This window comes from Enterococcus sp. LJL128 (genome assembly GCF_056924295.1).
In genome coordinates this window covers 81,295-101,002 of the sequence record NZ_JBXPBP010000008.1, presented here as the reverse complement: position 1 = coordinate 101,002, position 19,708 = coordinate 81,295, and the positions used below count along the sequence as shown (strand labels likewise).

Here is a 19,708-nt window from a genome sequence, read left to right as displayed (position 1 = left end):
TTTCTCTAACATTGATAGGTTGAACTGTTTTAAACAAATAGAGTATTGAAAGCTTGAGGAGAACAAACGCCTCGGGCTTTTTAATTTTTTCTCCTGTTTGGAAATCAAAGAATTTTTATTGTTCAAATAAACTGATTTTTATAAATGGCTTGCTTTTTAAATAAGAAAATCTAATTAAATTTAGTTAAACTAGTATTGAATGCGCTGTCATTTTTTGCTGGTATAAATCCGACAAAAAGAAGCAGATTTTAATAATAATTTGAATAATAGAAATTTTCTGAAAATTCATTGACAAGCATTAGTTTTTTTATTATATTTGTATACATACTCTTTGAGTGTTGCGTGAAAGAGAATGAGGGGGTAATCAGATGAAAAGATTTAGCTATTTATTTGCCAGCCTGTTTTTGCTGGCTGCATGCGGACCTACTGCAACAAGCGGTGGCGGCGGAACTGCCGGTAATAAGGCAGATGGGGATACAATTAAGATTGGAATGAATATGGAGCTTTCTGGTGGGGTATCTGCTTACGGAAACGCTGAAAAAGAAGGAATTGAATTAGCCATTGAAGAAATCAATGAAGATGGCGGCGTTCTTGGTAAAAAATTAGAATTGATTTCTAAGGACAACAAATCTGAAAACAGTGAGGCGGCTTCTGTTGCTTCCAACCTGACCAACGAAGACAAAGTTGTTGCCGTGGTAGGACCTGCAACGTCGGGTGCTGTAAAAGCAACGATTCCTAATATGACAAAAGCTGGAGTACCGCTAATTACACCATCAGGTACAGATGACAGCATTACGATTGCTAACGACAAAGTACAGGAATATGTGTTTAGATCTTGTTTCCAAGATACCTTCCAAGGAGTCATTTTAGCAAACTTCGCTCAAGACAATTTGAAATCTGAAAAGGTTGTTATTCTTGGGGATAAATCAAGTGATTACGCTATTGGATTAGCTGATTCATTTAAGGATACTTATAAAGGGGAAGTTGTTAAAGAAGAAAACTTTACAGCTGGAGATAAAGATTTCCAAGCCCTATTAACAAAAATTAAAGGTCTTGACTACGATGTTATTTATGTTCCAGGCTATTATACTGAAGCCGGCTTAATCATCAAACAAGCAAGAGAAATGGGTATTGATAAACCAATTATTGGTGCAGATGGTTTTGGCGATGAAAAATTAGTTGAGATTGCTGGTGCAGCAAATGTAAGCAATGTATACTATACAGGTCATTTCTCTGAAAAAGCACCTGCAACAGATAAAGTACAGCCATTTGTAGATGCATTCAAAGAGAAGTATGGCAAACAGCCTTCAGCTTTCAATGCGCTGGCATACGATTCTGTCTATATGTTGAAGCAAGCCATTGAAGAACAAGATTCAGCTGATTCAGAAGCAATTACCAAAGGTCTTGCTGAATTGAAGGATTTTGTTGGTGTAACAGGAAAAATGACGATGGATAAGAATCATAATCCTGAGAAATCTGCAGTTGTTCTTGGATTAACAGAAGGAAAAGAAACATCTGCTGAACCTGTAAATCCTTAGAAATACCTTTTTGAGAATAAAAGGCGTGCAGGATAAATCAAGTTGTATATGCACAAAATATGAATAAATGGCGGGATAGAAGAGTTTTCTTCAAGAATAAGCCGGATAATCTATACAGTGAAAGGTAAGAATAAGACAGGCGGATAAATCATTTTATATTTGAGACTGCTGATTCTTAAATGCCTACAGATAGTAAGTTGTGAGAACAACTGAATAGCTGTTTCCAATACTTATTTCTTGAAGAAAACTTGTTTTATTCCGATTTCTTTTATTCTCAACAAAAACAAAATTGGATGTGATGAAAATGGAAATGGAAATGTTGCTTCAACAGCTGGTAAACGGTCTGTTTTTAGGAAGCATCTATGCCTTACTGGCACTTGGATATACAATGGTATACGGCATTATAAAATTAATCAATTTCGCTCATGGAGAAATCTATATGCTAGGTGCATTCATGGGGTATTTTTTTATTAACAATTTCAAGCTAGGTTTTTTCCCTGCACTAATTCTATCAATGGTCTGTGCGGCTGTTATTGGTGTAGTTATTGAATTTTTAGCTTATCGTCCACTGCGGAAATCTACAAGAATTGCTGCTCTGATTACAGCGATTGGCGTATCGTTTCTGCTGCAAAATGTGATGATTCAAATGGTAAAGTCAGACCCTCGGGCATTTCCTCAAGCCATCAAGATGGAGGTTTATAAATTAGGTTTCATTGAAGTCTCGAATATTCAATTAATTATTCTATTTACCTCATTATTGTTGATGATTTTGCTCCAGGTTATCGTTAAAAAGAGCAAAATGGGGAAAGCAATGCGGGCAGTAAGCGTGGACGCAGACGCAGCACAGCTTATGGGAATTAATGTGAACCGTACGATATCATTCACATTTGCATTAGGTTCTGCTTTAGCGGCTGCCGCAGGAATGCTGATTGGTTTATACTATAATTCAATTGATCCGATGATGGGTGTTGTTCCAGGACTGAAATCCTTTGTTGCAGCTGTCGTCGGCGGTATTGGCCTTATTCCAGGTGCAGCGATTGGCGGGTTTGTTATCGGTCTGTTGGAAACGGCGGCTGTTGCTTTTGGTTTTTCTGATTATAAAGATGCCGTAGTATATGCACTGCTGATCATTATATTGCTCATTCGTCCAGCTGGAATTCTAGGGAAAAACGTGAAAGAGAAAGTGTAGGTGATAAGTATGAAAAAAAATCTGAAATATAATCTAATTTGGCTGCTGATAACACTTGCTGTGTATGGGATTATTTATGCGGCTTATGTCGCAGGAGCAGTAAATCTGTATATGGAAAATACACTTATCACGATTGGAATCAACATTATTTTAGCGTTGGGTTTAAACCTGATTATTGGTTTTTCCGGTCAATTTTCTCTAGGTCATGCAGGTTTTATGGCAATTGGCGCCTATGCGACTGCGATAGTATCAGTTAAAAATCCAACGATGGCTGGTTTTTTCAGTGGATTATTGCTTGGGATTATTCTTTCGGGAATTATTGCCGTAATTGTGGGGATTCCTACTTTACGTCTAAAAGGGGATTATCTTGCGATTGCTACGTTAGGTGTTTCTGAAATTATTCGAATTGTCATTATTAATATGAGAGATATCACGAATGGACCAGCGGGAATTTTTGGTATTCCGCCTTTTGTGAACTGGTCGATGGTCTTTGGATTTACTGTTATCACTATATTAATTGTGGTTAACTATATCCATAGTGGATCTGGGCGGGCGACAACTGCTATTCGTGAAGATGAGATAGCCGCTGAATCAATGGGAGTAAACACTACCAAATATAAGGTTATCGCTTTTGTCATAGGTGCAATGACAGCCAGTGTAGCAGGCGGTTTGTATGGGAGCTATATTCAGACAATTGCTCCAAAAGATTTCGGCTTTATGAAGTCTATAGATATTTTAATTATTGTTGTATTTGGCGGTATCGGAAGTGTGACGGGAACAGTAATCGCTGCTGTTGCCTTAGGCTTTATGAATATGTATCTGCAGAATTTTGGCGAACTTCGAATGATTATTTATGCGTTGGCGTTAATCATTATTATGATTTTTAAACCAGGTGGTTTGCTGGGAACTTGGGAATTTTCAGTGAAGCGACTATTTAATAAAAAGGGGGACGATTCTAATGCCTCTATTGGAAGTTAAAAATCTGACAAAAAACTTTGGCGGTCTGGCAGCCGTTTCTAATGTCAATTTGTCATTAGAGACAAACGAATTAATTGGTTTAATCGGTCCAAACGGTGCCGGAAAAACCACCTTATTTAACCTTCTAACAGGTGTTTATGAACCAAGTGAAGGAACTGTAGAATTAGAAGAACTTGGAAAAACACACATTTTAAACGGGATGAAGCCTTATGAAATAGCTGATATGGGGTTGAGCAGAACCTTTCAAAATATTCGTTTGTTCAAAGAATTAACCGTAATGGATAATGTCCTGATTGCAATGAATAGTAAAAATAAAGAAGGTATTTTTTCTAGTATTTTGCGGTTGCCCGGCTTTTATAAAAAGGAAGATAAACTGCGCATTAAAGTGAAGGAACTACTAAGTATTTTCGGCATGGAAGAGAAAGCAGAGCATTTGGCGAAGAATCTACCTTATGGAGAACAGCGCCGACTGGAGATTGTCAGAGCCTTGGCAACAGATCCCAAAGTTTTGTTTCTCGATGAGCCGGCGGCAGGTATGAATCCGCAGGAAACAGCCGAATTGACGGAACTAATTAGAAAAATCCAAAAAGAATTTCAAATTACGATTTTGTTAATTGAACATGATATGAGTCTCGTGATGGAAGTCTGTCAGCGAATCTATGTGCTGGAATATGGACGAATCATTGCTGAAGGCGAACCGGAGGATATTCGTAACAATCCAAGGGTAATCGAAGCCTATCTCGGAGGTGAGCTGTAATGCTGTCAATTGAAAACTTATCGGTCCATTATGGGATGATTCAAGCTGTTCGAGAGGTTAGTTTTCATGTGGAGGAGGGGGAGATTGTTTCTCTAATCGGTGCCAATGGCGCAGGAAAAACAACTATTCTTCGAACAATATCAGGATTGAACCGTCCTTCCCAAGGTAAAATCATTTTTGAAGGAAATGAAATTCAGAAAACCTTGCCTCAGAAAATTGTTGCTTCCGGCTTGTGTCAGGTACCCGAAGGACGCCATGTGTTTCCTGGATTAACTGTTCAGGAAAATTTAGAAATGGGCGCATTCTTAAGGAAAACGAATGAGCTTAAAGAAGAATATGACATGATTTTTGAGCGTTTTCCAATTTTGAAGGAACGAAGAACTCAAGATGCTGCAACGCTTTCCGGCGGTGAACAACAGATGCTTGCGATGGGCCGGGCATTAATGTCTAAACCTAAGTTGCTGCTGCTGGATGAGCCTTCAATGGGACTAGCGCCAATCTTCATTCAGGAGATATTCAATATTATTCAAGAGATTAACAAACAGGGGACAACTGTACTGTTAATTGAGCAGAATGCAAAAATGGCATTGTCTATTGCAGATAGAGGGTATGTATTGGAAACCGGCAGCATCGTTCTAAGCGGTACAGGAAAAGAATTAATCGATGATGAAAAAGTGAAGAAAGCATATTTGGGAGGCTAGGAAATGAGTATAAGAGATTTTATGACGAAAAATCTGATCGTTGTACAGCCTGATATAAAAATTTTTGATGCGGTAGATTTAATGAAAAAAAACGATATTCATCGTTTACCAGTTGTACAAAATGAACGTCTGGTAGGGCTGCTGACAGAAGGAACCATTCAAGCTGCGATGCCGTCTCAGGCAACAAGCTTGAGTGTATACGAAGTGAACTATCTGCTGAACAAGACCACGGCGGCAGATATCATGGTCAAGGATGTGCTTACGGTAGATCCGGAAGCTTCTTTGGAAGACGGGATTTATAAGATGAGAACCAATAATGTGGGAGTTCTTCCAGTGGTAGATAGTAAGGGTGAGCTGAATGGAATCATAACAAATAATGACATTTTTGATGCCTTCTTAAAGATTACTGGATATCATGAAGGCGGAACTAGAATTCAATTGCGGATATTAGAGGACCACAAAGGAATTTTAGCAGCAATTACCAAGCTGCTCTCTGATAATGATTTTAGTATTACTAATATTGTAGTGCACCGTAAAGAATTAGAGACAATTCTCGAAATGCAAATTGAAAGCCGGGAAACTGAAAAAATTGAAAAAGTTTTAAAAGAAGCAGGGTATGATGTCTTTGAAGCTGTTTTATTATCAAAACAAGAGAAATAAATACTTTTTTAATAGAAAAGTGATTAAACTAATTGACTATTATTTTCACGTGTGATAATTTTGATAAGTAAGGTATCATGCGCCATTTATATATTTATGGTGGGATATTACACGTATAATTTATCATGACGATTCTTCTTGATTTGCTTATGATTTATTATAAATAATAAAGGATAGGAGGAGACTAAGTGAAAAAAATCATTGGATTCTTAGCTGTAGTTCTAATGGCTGTTGGGGTGTTTGCTGTTCCTACTTCGCAAGCTTCTGCTGACGGAGCAATTGCGGCGAACGAGCAAAAAATTCTTGATACGCTAAATGCTGGAGCAACAATTGGCGGCAAAAAATTCTATTTTGGAGCTGCAGAAATTAATGCAACAGAAAATCATTTGAAACGTGTAGCGTTAACAGATGCACAGGTGGAAGAAGCTCTTACAAACATCCGTGCTGCAGTAGCATTAGTTGAATCACAAAACGTTGATACAACAAATGCAACAACTTTAGCAGATGCATTGCGTCTGTTGCCGACAAGTATTATCGATCAGTTGAAAAACTACGTTGTAGCAGCAGGTAATGCTGTAGGCGTGAAAATTACTTTCGGTACTGGCGGTGCATACACAGCAGTGATGATTACTGATGCTAAAGGCAACCCTGTTTATCAGTCTGGAAGCACAGTTAAAAACACTGGAAACAACTATGCACTGAGCGGCATCACTTTTGGTTCTTTACTAGCAGCAGCTGCAGGTGCAGCATTTGTAAGTAGAAAACGTAAACTTGCATAATAAAAAAATTCTTAAGAGAGTAGGGGCATTTATTTTTATGCCTCTTCTCTTTATGCTTTTTGGCTATTTTGTCATTTATATCATTGGTGCACCTGTCATCAATTTTGCAGGATCAGCAGTACAGCTGATACTATTAAATGATTCACCAGATTTTGAAGTAAAGGCAAACGATCTTTTTACTCAAGTTGAGCCTGAGGAAAAAGCGGCAGCGGTGAACGATGAAGGGAAAATACCTTCTTCTACATTGGTTTATCCTGTTGGTGGAGATCAGTTTGGTCGGGTGGTTATTGATAAAGTTGGAATTGATGAACCATTGTTTTATGGCGATAGCGAAGATATCCTTAGTAAAGGTGCCGGGCAGTATATTGGAAGTATGATTCCGGGAGATTTAGGAACGACTTTGATTGGCGGTCACAACAGGCCATCCTTTGGTCAAATCCATTATTTGGAAGTAGGAGACCAGATTACTATCCATACGCATTACGGGGACTATACCTATCAAGTGACAGAAAATAGAATTGCACACTATACTGATCCTGTTATCGATGAAAGACTGGGAGATAAATCGAAGCATTCATTGATTCTATATACCTGCTACCCATTAGATGCTATTGGGCTGACACCTGATCGGGTATTTGTGTTTGCTGATTATGTTTCTGGACCGATTATTGATGGAACAAAATAAAGTGGAGGAATAAAGCTTAATGAAAAGAAAAAAATTTAAGGGAGCAGCAGTTTCCCGTTTGTTTCTAGCTTTCTTGGCGATGGTCTTTCTAGTTGCATTCCTCCTTTTATTGAGTTTGCGGTTGACGCTTTTTAGTGAGAAATATATGGAGAAGCAAGCTGAGAAAGCCGATTACTATAGTCAGCTTACTAAAGAAATGAATAAGCAAATTGAAAATAGTGCGCTAGGGAGCAACATTCCTGAAGGGGTACTATCTAATGCAGTAGAAGAAGCTATTGTCAAAGAGGATATGAATAACTACTTTACTGCAATGTATCATCCGGATACGCCTTTTTCAATTAAAAATGAACAGCAAGTAAAAAGTTCAGTAACTGAAAAAATCAAACAATACGCGGCGGAAAATAATATTGATTTGACAGCGGAAAGCGACGAAGCCGTTAAACTGTTGGCAGATCAGACTGCAACAGTTTATAAAGGATATATTGAATTGCCGTTTCTGCTTTCTTTTGGAAATCGAGTGATGGCATATAGTTCAAAACTATGGATATTCATGGCTGTCTGTGGTGTTTTATGGATAGTATTAAGTGTAATTTTATTTAGATCACTCCGCGGCTATCTGCATCGCTTACTGAGATACTGGGAATACATTTTTGTTGGGGGCGGGTTAATGATGGCCGTTATTCCAGCACTTATTCTACTTTCTGGTTATTTGAAGCGGATTGGTATTCAGTCAAAAGCTATGTATGATTTTATTCAGGCTTACTTATCAAGTTTCTTGTGGATGTTTATTTATATGGGGATTGGATCTATTCTAATTGGCGTTGGTGTGGCAGTTTGGAGTGAATATCAGCGAAAACACTTATTTAGTCAATAATAAAAAAAAGTATCTATTTATGCAGAAATAGATGCTTTTTTAGCTGTTTATGGTATGATTTACTTCTGGAGGGATAAGAATGTCAAAAAAGAATAAGGATATTGAAGTTCGAGTTGAAGAGGAAAAAATAACCTTCAACGGTCAACAAGTCGAGAGTACAAATTTGTTGATTGGAAAAAAAGAAATAGGCAGAATTGTTCCTAATGGTTCTGGGAAATTTTTGATTGAAATGGGTAAAGAAAACCAAGGAGTTGTTAAGTCCATTGATGAAGGAATCGAAACAGTTATTCGCCTATGGAATTTAGCTGAATAAGTTGAAAAATTTTTTAAAATAACACTTGCATTTCGAGTAGAAATTATGTATTATAAACAAGTCAGGTTTTTAAGATGACTTTTGGAGGAGTAGCGAAGTGGCTAAACGCGACGGACTGTAAATCCGTTCCTTAGGGTTCAGTGGTTCGAATCCACTCTCCTCCATTTTGTTTTTGGGGTATAGCCAAGCGGTAAGGCAACGGACTTTGACTCCGTCACTCGTTGGTTCGAATCCAGCTACCCCAGTACCTAGAGCTACTCAGCATAACTGAGTGGTTCTATTTTTTTTACCATCTCACATTGACGAATGAACAAGAAAGCAAAGGAGAGATTGTCTATGAATTTGAAAGAAAAGATTACAGATGCAGCAGAGAAGGTCTATGACTTAACCAAGCAGAAGAAGTACAATGTGAAGGTTGGTGTTTCTAGTAAAATAACCTCAAATAGAAACACTACTCATAATAAAAAGTGGCGTGCCAAAAATAACTAATAAAAAATGAGGTTGAGGCGGAAGTGTTCAGCTTCAAGCACCAAATAGGTACTTTTCATCATCTGTTCTGCTCAAAGAGCAGTCACAGTGATTCTAAGCACCAAGTAGGTACTTTTCATCATCTGCTCTGCTCAAAGAGCAGTCACAGTGATTCTAAGCACCAAGTAGGTACTTTTCATCATCTGCTCTGCTCAAAGAGCAGTCACAGTGATTCTAAGCACCAAGTAGGTACTTTCCATCATCTGCTCTGCTCAAAGAGCAGTCACAGTGATTCTAAGCACCAAGTAGGTACTTTTCATCATCTGCTCTGCTCAAAGAGTAGTCACAGTGATTCTAAGCAATAAGGCGGAAATTCCGGAAATGACAGGAAACACGAAGGTAAACCATTCGATGTTGACTGATTCCTACCTGGTGTTCCACAAATTTTTGCGAATTTTCGACTTATTGTCGAAGAGACTTGAAACACAGTGGTTTACCACTGATGTTGAGCGGACATCGATGCAGCTCGCTGCTAGTAGTTACTTCTGAAACACCGTTTATCTGGGTTTAAGGGGCTGAGGCATACTAATGTCACAGCCCCTTATTTTAGCTTTACAGCTATTTTTCAATCTCAATGCCGAGAACGGTTAAATGTCCGTTTCCTACAAGCTTTATAACTAACCGAGCTAAATGATTGGGTGTCATGTTTGTATCGCTGGTAATCCACCAATGAAGTGTTCCAATAAATATCGAGGTCATGTATTCAATAATAAAATCAATCGGGACTTCAATATCGTTTTCTGTAATACGTAAACGGGAAAGTGTGTCGGCGTATTTCTCATAGAGAATATCAGCCAATTTTCTTTTTAAAATTTCATTGGAGCTGCCATCCATAATTGTCAGAAAAAAGTTTTTGTTTTTATGAATATTATTGTAGATTCTGGACAGGAGCAGTTCGATTTTTTTTACCTCAATTTTGTTTTCTTTAATCGAGGTATCTGTATCTAAAACTGAGGTGAATGCACGAACAGCTAAATCAAAAATTTGTTCATAAAGATCTTGTTTATCTTTAAAATGGGCGTAAAATGTAGCACGGTTAATCATTGCCCGATCCGCTATCTCCTGAATTGTTAGAACATCAAATCCTTTTTCTTCAACTAATTGGATAAATGCTTCAATAATCATTTTGTGGGTACGCATAACTCGCAGATCTTTCTTTTTCATCCTTTAAATTCCTTTCAAAAAGCCAACAATTTGAATAAGTTTGTTGTTTATCTCACAAAAACAGGTCTTTTGACTGTTGCAAAAAAAATTAATACTCCCTAAAATAGACATAAGTATTATAACAAACAGGATGTAAGTTAATCAACAGTGTGTTGCTGATTGTGAACTTTTTCTCTTGGAGAGGCAGGGAGATATGAAATTGAGGGCAGGCATCGATGTCGGATCGACGACAGTAAAATTAGTAATTATAGATGAAGAAAATCAAACAAAATTTGCAAAATATGAGCGGCACTACTCAGATGTAAAAGCCGCGACAGAAAAGGTCTTGGAAGAGGCAAAAGAGCTTCTGGGTGGAGACCAGCCACTAACGATGATGATTACAGGCTCAGGCGGTATGGGACTGGCAGATGTTCTGGAAATTCCTTTTGTTCAGGAGGTAATTGCTTGCACTCGTACAGTTGAGGAAATCATCCCGGAAACAGATGTAGCTATTGAGCTAGGCGGAGAAGATGCTAAAATCACTTTTTTTGAGGGTGCTCTGGAGCAGAGAATGAATGGTAGCTGTGCAGGAGGAACTGGTGCTTTTATTGATCAGATGGCTGTTCTGTTGAAAACAGATGCAAATGGAGTGAATGAATTAGCCAAAAATTATCAAACCATCTATCCAATTGCTTCAAGATGTGGTGTATTTGCCAAAACAGATGTACAGCCGTTAATCAATGAAGGTGCGGCTAAAGAAGATATTGCAGCCAGTATTTTTCAGGCAGTTGTGAATCAGACGATTGCTGGATTAGCTGCCGGCAGAAAAATAAAAGGAAAGATTGCCTTTTTAGGTGGCCCGCTCTTTTTCATGTCTGAACTGCGTAGAAGATTTATAGAAACGTTGGATATTCAACCAGAAGATGTGATTTTTCCGGAAAATCCTCAGCTTTTTGTCGCTATGGGAGCTGCAATTTATTCTAAAGATGCAGAACAAAGTACGCTGTCTCTGCTCTTGGAACGTTTAACTGAAGGGGATAAGGAACAGCTGAAGCCGACAGATACGTTGGAACCACTATTTAAAAATCAAGATGAGCTGCAGGCGTTTAGAGATAGACATAATCAGGCAAAAGCGACTGAAAAAGCTCTTTCTAAACATTCAGGTGTAGCATTCTTAGGATTAGATGCTGGATCAACAACAACGAAGGTTACATTGATTGATGAGGACGGCAATTTGCTGTTTTCTTATTATGGAAATAACCAGGGACAGCCTTTGGAAACGACAATGGACGTCTTGAAGGACTTATATCAACAAATGCCAGAGGATGTTTTTATTGGCAAGGCAGCTGTTACTGGTTATGGAGAACACCTAATCAAAAATGCTTTGAAAGTTGATATTGGCGAAGTTGAAACTATGGCTCATTATAAAGCAGCTGATCATTTTCAGCCGGGAGTAGATTTTATACTGGATATCGGTGGTCAAGATATGAAAGCCATGACAATTAAAGACGGTGTCTTATCATCCATTCAGCTGAACGAAGCTTGTTCATCAGGCTGTGGCTCTTTCATAGAAACTTTTGCAAAGTCTTTGAAATACGATGTGAAGGATTTTGCAATAGAAGCGTTAAGCTCTCAGGCGCCTGTTGATTTGGGCTCGCGATGTACAGTGTTTATGAATTCCAAAGTAAAACAAGTTCAAAAAGAAGGAGCTTCAGTTGGGGATATTTCTGCTGGACTTTCCTATTCAGTTATCAAAAATGCGATTTATAAAGTAATCAAAATTCGCAGACCAGAAGAACTGGGAAAAAAAGTTGTCTGTCAAGGCGGAACATTTTATAATGAAGCAGTTTTAAGAGCGTTTGAAATGATTAGCGGACGAGAAGTAGTTCGTCCTTCTATTGCAGGCTTGATGGGTGCTTATGGTGCTGCTTTAATTGCTCTGGAAAATTATGAGATTGGAGAGCAGACAACGCTGCTGCCATATGAAGAGCTTGAAGCTTTTACAGCAGATAAAGAATTCACTCATTGTGGTTTGTGTGAAAACAACTGTATGATGACAGTGACAGTTTTTTCAGACGGTCGGAAATTCATTACTGGAAATCGCTGTGAACGCGGAGCAAGAATTAAAGTTAAACGTGAAGACCGTAAAGTGAACCTTATAGATTATAAGTATCGTCGGCTATTCAAATATCGGGCACTGAAGGAAAAAGAAGCACCGCGGGGCGTAGTAGGTATTCCTCGAGTATTAAATATGTATGAAAATTATCCCTTGTGGTTTACGTTTTTTACAGAGCTAGGCTTCAGAGTGGAGCTTTCACCTCGCTCCAATAAGGAATTGTATGAACAAGGAATGGAGACTATTCCAAGCGATACAGCTTGTTATCCGGCAAAAATTGCTCATGGACATATTCAGACAATGATTGATAAAGGCATCCCGATGATTTTTTATCCAGGTGTTGTATTTGAACGTCAAGAAGATAAAAAGGCAGACAATCATTTCAACTGTCCAATTGTTCAAAGTTATCCAGATGTTATCCGAAACAATGTGGATGACATTCGTGAAGGAAAAGTGGACTATCGTAATCCGTTTATTAATTTGGCAAACGAAGCTTCTGTGGCGGACGTCATGGCGAACTGCTTTGCTGATTTAGGTATTTCTAAAGAAGAAATTACAAAGGCGCTTCATTTGGGCTATGAGGAACTTGAAAATTTCAAAACGGATATCCGCAATAAAGGAGAAGAAACACTTCTGATGCTAAACCAAAAAGGTCAGAAAGGTGTTGTTTTATCTGGAAGACCGTATCATCTTGATCCAGAAATCAATCACGGCATTGCTGAAGTGATTACACAAGAAGGTTTTCATGTTTTAACTGAGGATAGTATCTCCCATCTTGGTGACATTGGAAATCTCCGTGTAGTTAATCAATGGGTGTATCATTCCCGCTTATATGCTGCAGCAAAGGTGGTAGCAAAATCTAAAAATCTTGAGCTTGTTCAGTTGAATTCGTTTGGCTGCGGGTTAGATGCTGTTACAACAGATCAGGTAGAAGAAATTATGGATCAGTACGGAAAAATCTATACGGTTTTAAAAATTGATGAAGGCTCTAATCTAGGGGCTATTCGAATCCGTTTGCGGTCATTAAAAGCAGCTGTTGGTGAACGGGATAAACAAGGCTTTGAACCCCAGCTGAAAGAAGAGACTCAAGAAAAAATTGTCTTTACTAAGCAGATGAAGAAAGATCATACACTACTGCTGCCAATGCTTAGTCCAATTCATCAAAGCGGATTAGTAGATGTTGCATTGAAGGCATCCGGTTATAATGTGGTTTGTTTGCCGGCAGAAGACCGTGAAGCTGTCAACGTAGGGTTGAAATACGTGAATAATGATTCCTGCTATCCGGCAATTATTTCTATCGGACAGCTAGTTGAAGCTTTACAAAGTGGAGAATACGATCTGAATAATGTAAGTGTCATGATGACCCAAACTGGCGGCGGCTGCAGAGCAACGAACTATATTCCTTTGCTCAGAAAGGCCTTGAATGATGCTGGATTCCCTCAGGTTCCTGTTGTGTCAATCTCAATGGGGAACAAAGGGGTGGAATCTAATCCAGGATTCAAATTTACTCTGCCTCTGTTAAAAAGAGTTGCAATTGCATTCTTATATGGCGACCTATTTGAACGAGTTGTCTATCGGACTCGGCCGTACGAAACTGAGCCGGGAATGATTGATAAGATGCATACAGAATGGCTCAAAAAGATCGAAAAGAACGTTCGAAATGGTTCATTAACCCAGTTTAATAGAAATATGAAGAAAATCATCAAAGACTTTGACGAAGTTCCTCTTTTGGATATTGTTAAACCTAAAGTTGGAGTTGTGGGAGAGATTCTGGTGAAGTACTCTCCTACGGCAAATAATGATATTGTCCGATTGCTGGAAGAAGAAGGAGCCGAAGCAGTTGTTCCGGATATTGTCGGATTTATGAACTATTCTTTATACAACCAAATCTTTAAATATGAAAATCTGGGGATGTCTAAAAAGAGTAAGATGATTGCTGAATTTGCCATTCGTATGATTGAATTAGTAGAGAAGCCAATGGATAAGGCGTTAAGAAATTCCGAACGCTTTGAAGGGATTGCCTCAATTTATGAATTGGCTGAAGATGCTGGAAAAATCCTTTCAATAGGAAATCATACCGGTGAAGGCTGGTTCTTAACCGGTGAAATGATTGAGCTATTGAAAGCAGGTGTAAACAATATTGTTTGTATGCAGCCGTTCGGGTGTCTTCCAAATCATGTTGTTGGAAAAGGTGTCGTTAAAGAGCTAAGACATCAATATCCTAAAGCCAATATTGCAGCGATTGACTATGATCCAGGTGTTTCTTTGGTTAATCAATTAAACAGAATTCGACTAATGATGGCAACTGCCAACAAGATGGCAAAAGAAGAAGTCGAAGTACGTTCTTAAACGAAGTAAAGCTGTCTGAATAAAAGTGTTAGATGTTGAAAACGAAACAGCTATTACTTCACATCCTTCTTATTGCGAGGCTGCACAGCAATAAGAAGGATTTTTTCTGTCTACATAAAAGGTATATACAAGACTGCTTCTTAAACAAAGTAAAGCGGAGGCTCTTCAAGACAGCAGATTAATTAGCTGGACTAGTCAACTAAAAAAATGTTTGCCGCGCTGGCAAAACTAAACTCTTGTTACTTGATGAAAAGGACAGACCAATTTGTTGTCTTTAATTGAAGAAAACCTTCTTTCTTGTCTGTTCATTAGTTAGACCAAAAAAAGCAGAATTATCTTTTGATAAGCTATACTTAAAATTATGGTTGTTAATCAGGTATATACCAGTTATACTTGAGATAGAAAAATAACGAGGGGGGATAGAGATGACTTCATCTTTACCAATATATTTACAAATTCATGATAAAATAAAAGAAGATATTGAAAAAGGTCATTGGGCGATTGGCGACCGTCTACCATCGGAACGAGAGCTGGCTGTGCAGTTTAAGGTCAGTCGAATGACCTTGCGCCAAGCAATACAGACGCTCGCGGATGAAGGGATTCTTGAAAGAAAGATTGGTTCAGGAACCTATGTTGCCCGCCAAAAGGTGCAGGAAAGAATGATTGGGACAACTAGTTTTACAGAAATAATGCTTTCTCAAAACCGGGTACCTTCGAGTAAAACAGTTTCCTATTTTATTGCTAAACCAAGCTCCAGTGAATTAGAAAAACTACAATTAAGTGAAGATGATTCTATTTTGAAAATGGAGCGGATTCGTTATGCGGATGATGTCCCTATTTGTTTTGAGGTAGCCAGTATCCCTTATTCACTTGTAGAAAAGTATAGTAAATCGGAAATCAGCATGTCTCTTTATAAAACGCTAGAGGAAAAAGGCGGCTACAAAATTGGACAAGCAAATCAGACAATTTCAGCAATGCTTGCATCTGAGCAAATTGCCGAGTATTTGGACATGAAACGTGGAGCAGCAATCCTTAGACTACGTCAAATATCCTATTTGGAGGATGGTCGTCCGTTTGAGTACGTACGAACACAATACGCTGGTAATCGATTTGAATTTTACTTAGAAAAATAGAGGAGGAAGAACGATGAGAATTAGATATCCCTGCTAAATTGTAAAGGAAAATAGAATACGAGGCCCGCCGAATAGATAGATTTAAAATGAATGTATAAATCTAAACTATTTGGAGGAACTTACTATGAATTTATCATTAAGACCATTTACAGACGAAGATATTTGTTTATTTGAAAGCTGGTTGAAAAAAGAGCATGTGGCACGTTGGTATCACGACCCTGAAGACTGGCTGCTGGAAGTTAGAGAGCGGCGGGAAGCTTTTAGCTTTCTACACCACTTTATTGTTGAGCACAATGACCAGCCAATCGGCTTTTGTCAGTATTATCAATTTTCAGAGAGTGGTGAAACATGGCACGGGTCTGAACAACTGGAAGGCACCTTCAGCATTGATTATATGATTGGGGAAGACGCGTATTTAGGTAGAGGGATTGGTAAACAAATCGTTGTTCTCCTAACCGATACTGTATTTCAATCGGAAAATGCCGAACGGATTATTGTTCAGCCGGAACCTGAAAATTTAGGCTCATGTGGTGTTTTGCTAGCTAACGGCTACACATTCGATAAAACGAATGAACTTTACAAAAAAATCAGTAGTTGATTATTATTTCAAAAAACATTTATAGTTAAAGATAAATACTTTGGGAAAAAAGTTCATAAAAGTATTTATCTGCTAAAGACTGAAAAAAGCTGTGACATTTTATGTCACAGTTTTTTTACGGGAATCTCATGATAACTGGTTGTTCCTTCGATGTACGAAAATTGTCCATTTAAAATATCAGTAACTTCCGTAATAAATTGTTCAGTTAAATGCTCATCCACTAGACAAATAACTGAAATTTTCTCACTGAATTGAGTATCCTTTACTGTGTAACTGCTGGCTTCCAAAAAATTCTGTAGTTTTCCATGCTGCGGGTAGGCGATATCCAAAATAATTTCCTGTTGAAGCTTACCTTCAACAATACCAATCTCATTTGTTGCTTGAGAGACAGCATGACTATAAGCCCGAATCAGTCCACCCGCCCCTAGCTTCGTTCCGCCAAAATATCTGGTGACAACAGCTGCCACGTTAATCAGCTCCTGTTTTTTCAAAACCTCCAGCATAGGAATACCAGCTGTTCCGCTAGGCTCTCCATCATCACTACTGCGCTGAATCTCTCCTTGATCTCCTAGAATAAATGCGCTGCAGTTATGATTCGCCTTCCAATGTTCTTTTTTTATTCCAGCGATAAATGCTTTCGCCTCTTCTTCTGTTGAAACACGCTTTAAAAAACAAATAAAGCGTGATTTTTTTATCTCTAATTCACTCTGACCATCCTGACGGATGGTAAAATAATGATCAATCATGGGCTCTTCCTTTTCATTTAGGTAATACTATCAGTATAGGTAAAAAAAACAGGTTAGGCAACTAGAATCCGCTTGAAAAATAAGTTCAAGTGGTTGAATCTTCAATGATTTGTGAGATAATATTAAAAAGGAGGGATCAAATGGCAAAAGAGCGATCAAAGAAATATGATCATGTGACACAGTACTTGAAAGAAAACGGTGGTTCACAGGTGACTTTGACTTTCACTCAGTTTGATGAGTTGCTTTTTCCGTACTCTGGTCTCCCTAAAACAGCTCGTAAAGATTCTGACTGGTGGGCAAATGATTATAAACATCCTGAAAAAGGTGCTTATGGCTGGCTAAATGCAAGCTATCAAGTCGCTCAGGTTAATTTAGAGAAAGAATATGTTGTTTTTAATAAGTTATTAAAATCAAAATGGCTTATTTAGTATAGTGCAGAAACTGAAAAATTAATTAAAAAAAAGCTCGAAACCGTTTACAAACAGTTTTGAGCTTTTTTAATTGATACTTTATTCTTTTGCGAATATTCTTTTTGGAGGGATAACGAATGAATGAACTGACCGGAAGAAGAGTTATGAAGAAAGAACTTACAGCAATCGAAGAATTTTCCAAGGCTATTCAACTACCTGCAATGGAAATAACCCATAAAAGAGTCAGTTGTTGCCGTTGTGGAAGCATACATGAAAAATCAGCTGTCCATTTAAGTAGTGAGATATTTTTCTGTCCGTCATGTATTCAAATGGGAAGAGTAGACAGCACAGAAGTTTTTTATCATTTGCCTGAGCCTGAAACAGAGTCGAGGAAAGTGGTCTTTTCATGGAACGGAACATTGACTGACGGGCAGAAAGTCGTTTCAGATGAGTTACGTCATCTTACTGAAATCAAGAAAAATGGTATGGTGTGGGCAGTGACAGGGGCAGGCAAGACAGAAATGCTGTTTGAAACGCTCCATGCCTTATTAGAAAAAGACAGTCGGATTTGTATCGCTTCTCCTAGAGTTGACGTCTGTCTAGAGCTTTTTCCACGAATTAAAGCGGTGTTTCCTTTTGAAGATATTTTGCTTTTACATGGAAAAGTGGAAGAACTTTATCGTTATACAAAGCTGGTTGTTTGTACAACACATCAGTTGTTGAGGTTTTATCAAGCTTTTGATTTACTAATAATTGATGAGGTGGATGCCTTTCCTTATATAGATGAAGAAATACTTCATAGAGGCGCACAGAATGCTCTAAAAGAGGAGGGCAGCCTTGTCTATCTGACGGCAACACCGACAAAGAAGCTCTTAAATGAGATGGGGAAAGGTCAGCTAGCTACAATCGTTTTACCAGCTAGATATCATCGAAGGGTACTACCTGTTCCAATAGTCAAAAGGTGTGCGGGCTGGTATAAACAAATTAAAAAAGGCTTCATTCCTAAAGAATTAAAAGAAATGATTCGGTTATTAGTAGCTCAAAATAACATCTTGTTGTTTTGTCCAAGCATTAAAATACTGGAAATGCTTTATCCTATAATAAATAAAGAGATGAAGGACCTTGCAATAGAGGCCGTCCATTCCAAAGATGAAAAACGGTTAGAAAAGGTTCAGGGGATGAGAGCCCAAAAATTCCGTTTGTTTCTGACGACGACTATCTTGGAACGTGGAGTAACGTTCGAGCGGGTGTCTGTAATTGTTCTGGGAGCAGAACGTCCGGTATTTACAGAATCTGTATTAGTCCAAATTGCTGGAAGAGTTGATCGCAAGGCAGAATTCACCAATGCAAAAGTCTATTTTTTATGTGACGGACAGACCAAAGCAGTTAAAACTAGTATTTATCAAATTAAAAAGATGAATCAGTTGGCTAGAAAACGAGGGTTGATAGATGAACTGTTTGTACTGTAACCAGAAAATTGTTAAGCTACTTCCAATCCCGGAGCTTTTATTGCTTCGTTCTATTCATGCTAACGAACTATGTAATGAATGTCTCAGTAATTTTCGACTGATTGAAAAAGGAGCAAACTGTCCAGGCTGTTGTCGAGAGCAGCAAGAGACCAGTCACTGTGATGACTGTCGCTTGTGGCAACAAAAATACCCAGACTACAAGTTTCAGCATACCGCATTGTTTCATTACAATAAAGAAATGAAGCATTGGTTTGAAGAATATAAGTTTAAAGGAAATTATCAGTTGCGCTTCAGCTTTTCAAAAGAAATTAGTGGGTATCTAAAAAATAAAAATGATTATCTGATTGTTCCAATTCCATTATCGGAACAACGGTTGAAGGAAAGAAGGTTCAATCAAGTAGAAGGACTCTTAACAGGAGCAGGAATTTCATATTCTCCGCTTTTATTAAGAAATAATGAAGAAAGACCTCAGGCACAAAAAAACAGGGAAGAGCGGTTAGCAGGACAGCAGCCTTTCTGTATTAACGCAGAGAATAAGCAGCAGTTTAAAAAAAGAAGTGTTATTTTAGTTGATGATATATATACGACAGGGAGAACACTTTTCTTTGCGGCTGAATTATTTTTGGAATATCCGGTTGAAAAAATTGAAACTTTTTCTTTAGCTCGCTAATTTGAAATATTTGAACGAAATTTGAGTAGTAATTTTGTTGGCAAATATCCAAATGTTAGCTATAATGGAAGT

Annotated in this window: 19 protein-coding genes and 2 tRNA genes; 19 read left to right on the top strand and 2 right to left on the bottom strand. The window is 38.1% G+C overall.

Going from position 1 to position 19,708, the window contains the following annotated elements:
* The first annotated feature begins 368 nt into the window (after positions 1–368).
* From AC1Z3K_RS11185 to AC1Z3K_RS11125, 13 genes are all read left to right on the top strand, one after another.
* Positions 369–1,538: an ABC transporter substrate-binding protein gene (locus AC1Z3K_RS11185; RefSeq protein WP_426082351.1), complete on the top strand. Its 1,170-nt coding sequence runs from the start codon at positions 369–371 to the stop codon at positions 1,536–1,538.
* A gap of 310 nt (positions 1,539–1,848) precedes the next feature.
* Entirely contained in the window at positions 1,849–2,727 is an 879-nt protein-coding gene (locus AC1Z3K_RS11180; RefSeq protein WP_426082493.1) for a branched-chain amino acid ABC transporter permease, read from the top strand.
* A gap of 9 nt (positions 2,728–2,736) precedes the next feature.
* On the top strand, positions 2,737–3,705 hold the full coding sequence (locus AC1Z3K_RS11175; protein ID WP_426082352.1) for a branched-chain amino acid ABC transporter permease: 969 nt from the start codon (positions 2,737–2,739) through the stop codon (positions 3,703–3,705).
* Positions 3,686–4,462, top strand: a complete 777-nt coding sequence (locus AC1Z3K_RS11170; RefSeq protein ID WP_461732766.1) for an ABC transporter ATP-binding protein — start codon at positions 3,686–3,688, stop codon at positions 4,460–4,462. The genes AC1Z3K_RS11175 and AC1Z3K_RS11170 overlap by 20 nt, the downstream gene beginning before the upstream one ends.
* The gene (locus AC1Z3K_RS11165) at positions 4,462–5,163 is read left to right on the top strand and encodes an ABC transporter ATP-binding protein (protein ID WP_426082354.1); all 702 of its coding nucleotides are present in this window, start codon (positions 4,462–4,464) and stop codon (positions 5,161–5,163) included. Before AC1Z3K_RS11170 ends, AC1Z3K_RS11165 begins: the two co-directional genes overlap by 1 nt.
* A 3-nt stretch (positions 5,164–5,166) precedes the next feature.
* Complete coding sequence (locus AC1Z3K_RS11160; protein WP_461732765.1) at positions 5,167–5,823, top strand: CBS and ACT domain-containing protein; 657 nt, start codon at positions 5,167–5,169, stop codon at positions 5,821–5,823.
* A 188-nt stretch (positions 5,824–6,011) separates the two neighbouring features.
* Positions 6,012–6,602, top strand: coding sequence for a hypothetical protein (locus AC1Z3K_RS11155; protein WP_426082357.1), 591 nt, complete (start codon positions 6,012–6,014; stop codon positions 6,600–6,602).
* Positions 6,603–6,639: 37 nt separating this feature from the next.
* Positions 6,640–7,287: a class D sortase gene (locus AC1Z3K_RS11150; protein ID WP_426082359.1), complete on the top strand. Its 648-nt coding sequence runs from the start codon at positions 6,640–6,642 to the stop codon at positions 7,285–7,287.
* A gap of 19 nt (positions 7,288–7,306) precedes the next feature.
* Positions 7,307–8,161, top strand: coding sequence for a hypothetical protein (locus tag AC1Z3K_RS11145; RefSeq protein ID WP_426082360.1), 855 nt, complete (start codon positions 7,307–7,309; stop codon positions 8,159–8,161).
* 79 nt (positions 8,162–8,240) lie between these two features.
* On the top strand, positions 8,241–8,474 hold the full coding sequence (locus tag AC1Z3K_RS11140) for a DUF2969 domain-containing protein (protein ID WP_426082361.1): 234 nt from the start codon (positions 8,241–8,243) through the stop codon (positions 8,472–8,474).
* Between the two features lie 83 nt (positions 8,475–8,557).
* Positions 8,558–8,638 (top strand) — tRNA-Tyr (locus tag AC1Z3K_RS11135).
* 9 nt (positions 8,639–8,647) lie between these two features.
* Positions 8,648–8,719, top strand: a tRNA-Gln gene (locus AC1Z3K_RS11130).
* A 91-nt stretch (positions 8,720–8,810) separates the two neighbouring features.
* Entirely contained in the window at positions 8,811–8,963 is a 153-nt protein-coding gene (locus tag AC1Z3K_RS11125) for a hypothetical protein (protein ID WP_426082362.1), read from the top strand.
* Between the two features lie 597 nt (positions 8,964–9,560).
* Here the strand turns inward: AC1Z3K_RS11125 and AC1Z3K_RS11120 are convergent.
* Positions 9,561–10,166, bottom strand: coding sequence for a TetR/AcrR family transcriptional regulator (locus AC1Z3K_RS11120; protein WP_426082364.1), 606 nt, complete (start codon positions 10,164–10,166; stop codon positions 9,561–9,563).
* A 193-nt stretch (positions 10,167–10,359) separates the two neighbouring features.
* Here AC1Z3K_RS11120 and AC1Z3K_RS11115 point away from each other — a divergent pair, with 193 nt between their 5' ends.
* From AC1Z3K_RS11115 to AC1Z3K_RS11105, 3 genes are all read left to right on the top strand, one after another.
* Positions 10,360–14,610, top strand: a complete 4,251-nt coding sequence (locus AC1Z3K_RS11115) for an acyl-CoA dehydratase activase-related protein (protein ID WP_461732764.1) — start codon at positions 10,360–10,362, stop codon at positions 14,608–14,610.
* 425 nt (positions 14,611–15,035) lie between these two features.
* Positions 15,036–15,743, top strand: a complete 708-nt coding sequence (locus AC1Z3K_RS11110) for a GntR family transcriptional regulator (RefSeq protein WP_426082367.1) — start codon at positions 15,036–15,038, stop codon at positions 15,741–15,743.
* Positions 15,744–15,867: 124 nt separating this feature from the next.
* The gene (locus AC1Z3K_RS11105; protein WP_461732763.1) at positions 15,868–16,341 is read left to right on the top strand and encodes a GNAT family N-acetyltransferase; all 474 of its coding nucleotides are present in this window, start codon (positions 15,868–15,870) and stop codon (positions 16,339–16,341) included.
* Between the two features lie 104 nt (positions 16,342–16,445).
* Here the strand turns inward: AC1Z3K_RS11105 and AC1Z3K_RS11100 are convergent, their stop codons facing one another.
* On the bottom strand, positions 16,446–17,087 hold the full coding sequence (locus AC1Z3K_RS11100; RefSeq protein WP_461732762.1) for a YigZ family protein: 642 nt from the start codon (positions 17,085–17,087) through the stop codon (positions 16,446–16,448).
* Positions 17,088–17,227: 140 nt separating this feature from the next.
* Here AC1Z3K_RS11100 and AC1Z3K_RS11095 point away from each other — a divergent pair, with 140 nt between their 5' ends.
* The 3 genes from AC1Z3K_RS11095 (at position 17,228) to AC1Z3K_RS11085 (ending at position 19,636) form a co-directional block, all read left to right on the top strand.
* Positions 17,228–17,515: a DUF7662 domain-containing protein gene (locus AC1Z3K_RS11095; RefSeq protein WP_426082370.1), complete on the top strand. Its 288-nt coding sequence runs from the start codon at positions 17,228–17,230 to the stop codon at positions 17,513–17,515.
* A gap of 119 nt (positions 17,516–17,634) precedes the next feature.
* The gene (locus AC1Z3K_RS11090) at positions 17,635–18,966 is read left to right on the top strand and encodes an ATP-dependent helicase ComFA (protein ID WP_426082372.1); all 1,332 of its coding nucleotides are present in this window, start codon (positions 17,635–17,637) and stop codon (positions 18,964–18,966) included.
* Positions 18,947–19,636 carry a ComF family protein gene (locus tag AC1Z3K_RS11085; protein WP_426082373.1) on the top strand — a complete coding sequence of 230 codons (690 nt, stop codon included), beginning with the start codon at positions 18,947–18,949 and terminating at the stop codon, positions 19,634–19,636. The genes AC1Z3K_RS11090 and AC1Z3K_RS11085 overlap by 20 nt, the downstream gene beginning before the upstream one ends.
* Positions 19,637–19,708: the final 72 nt, after the last annotated feature.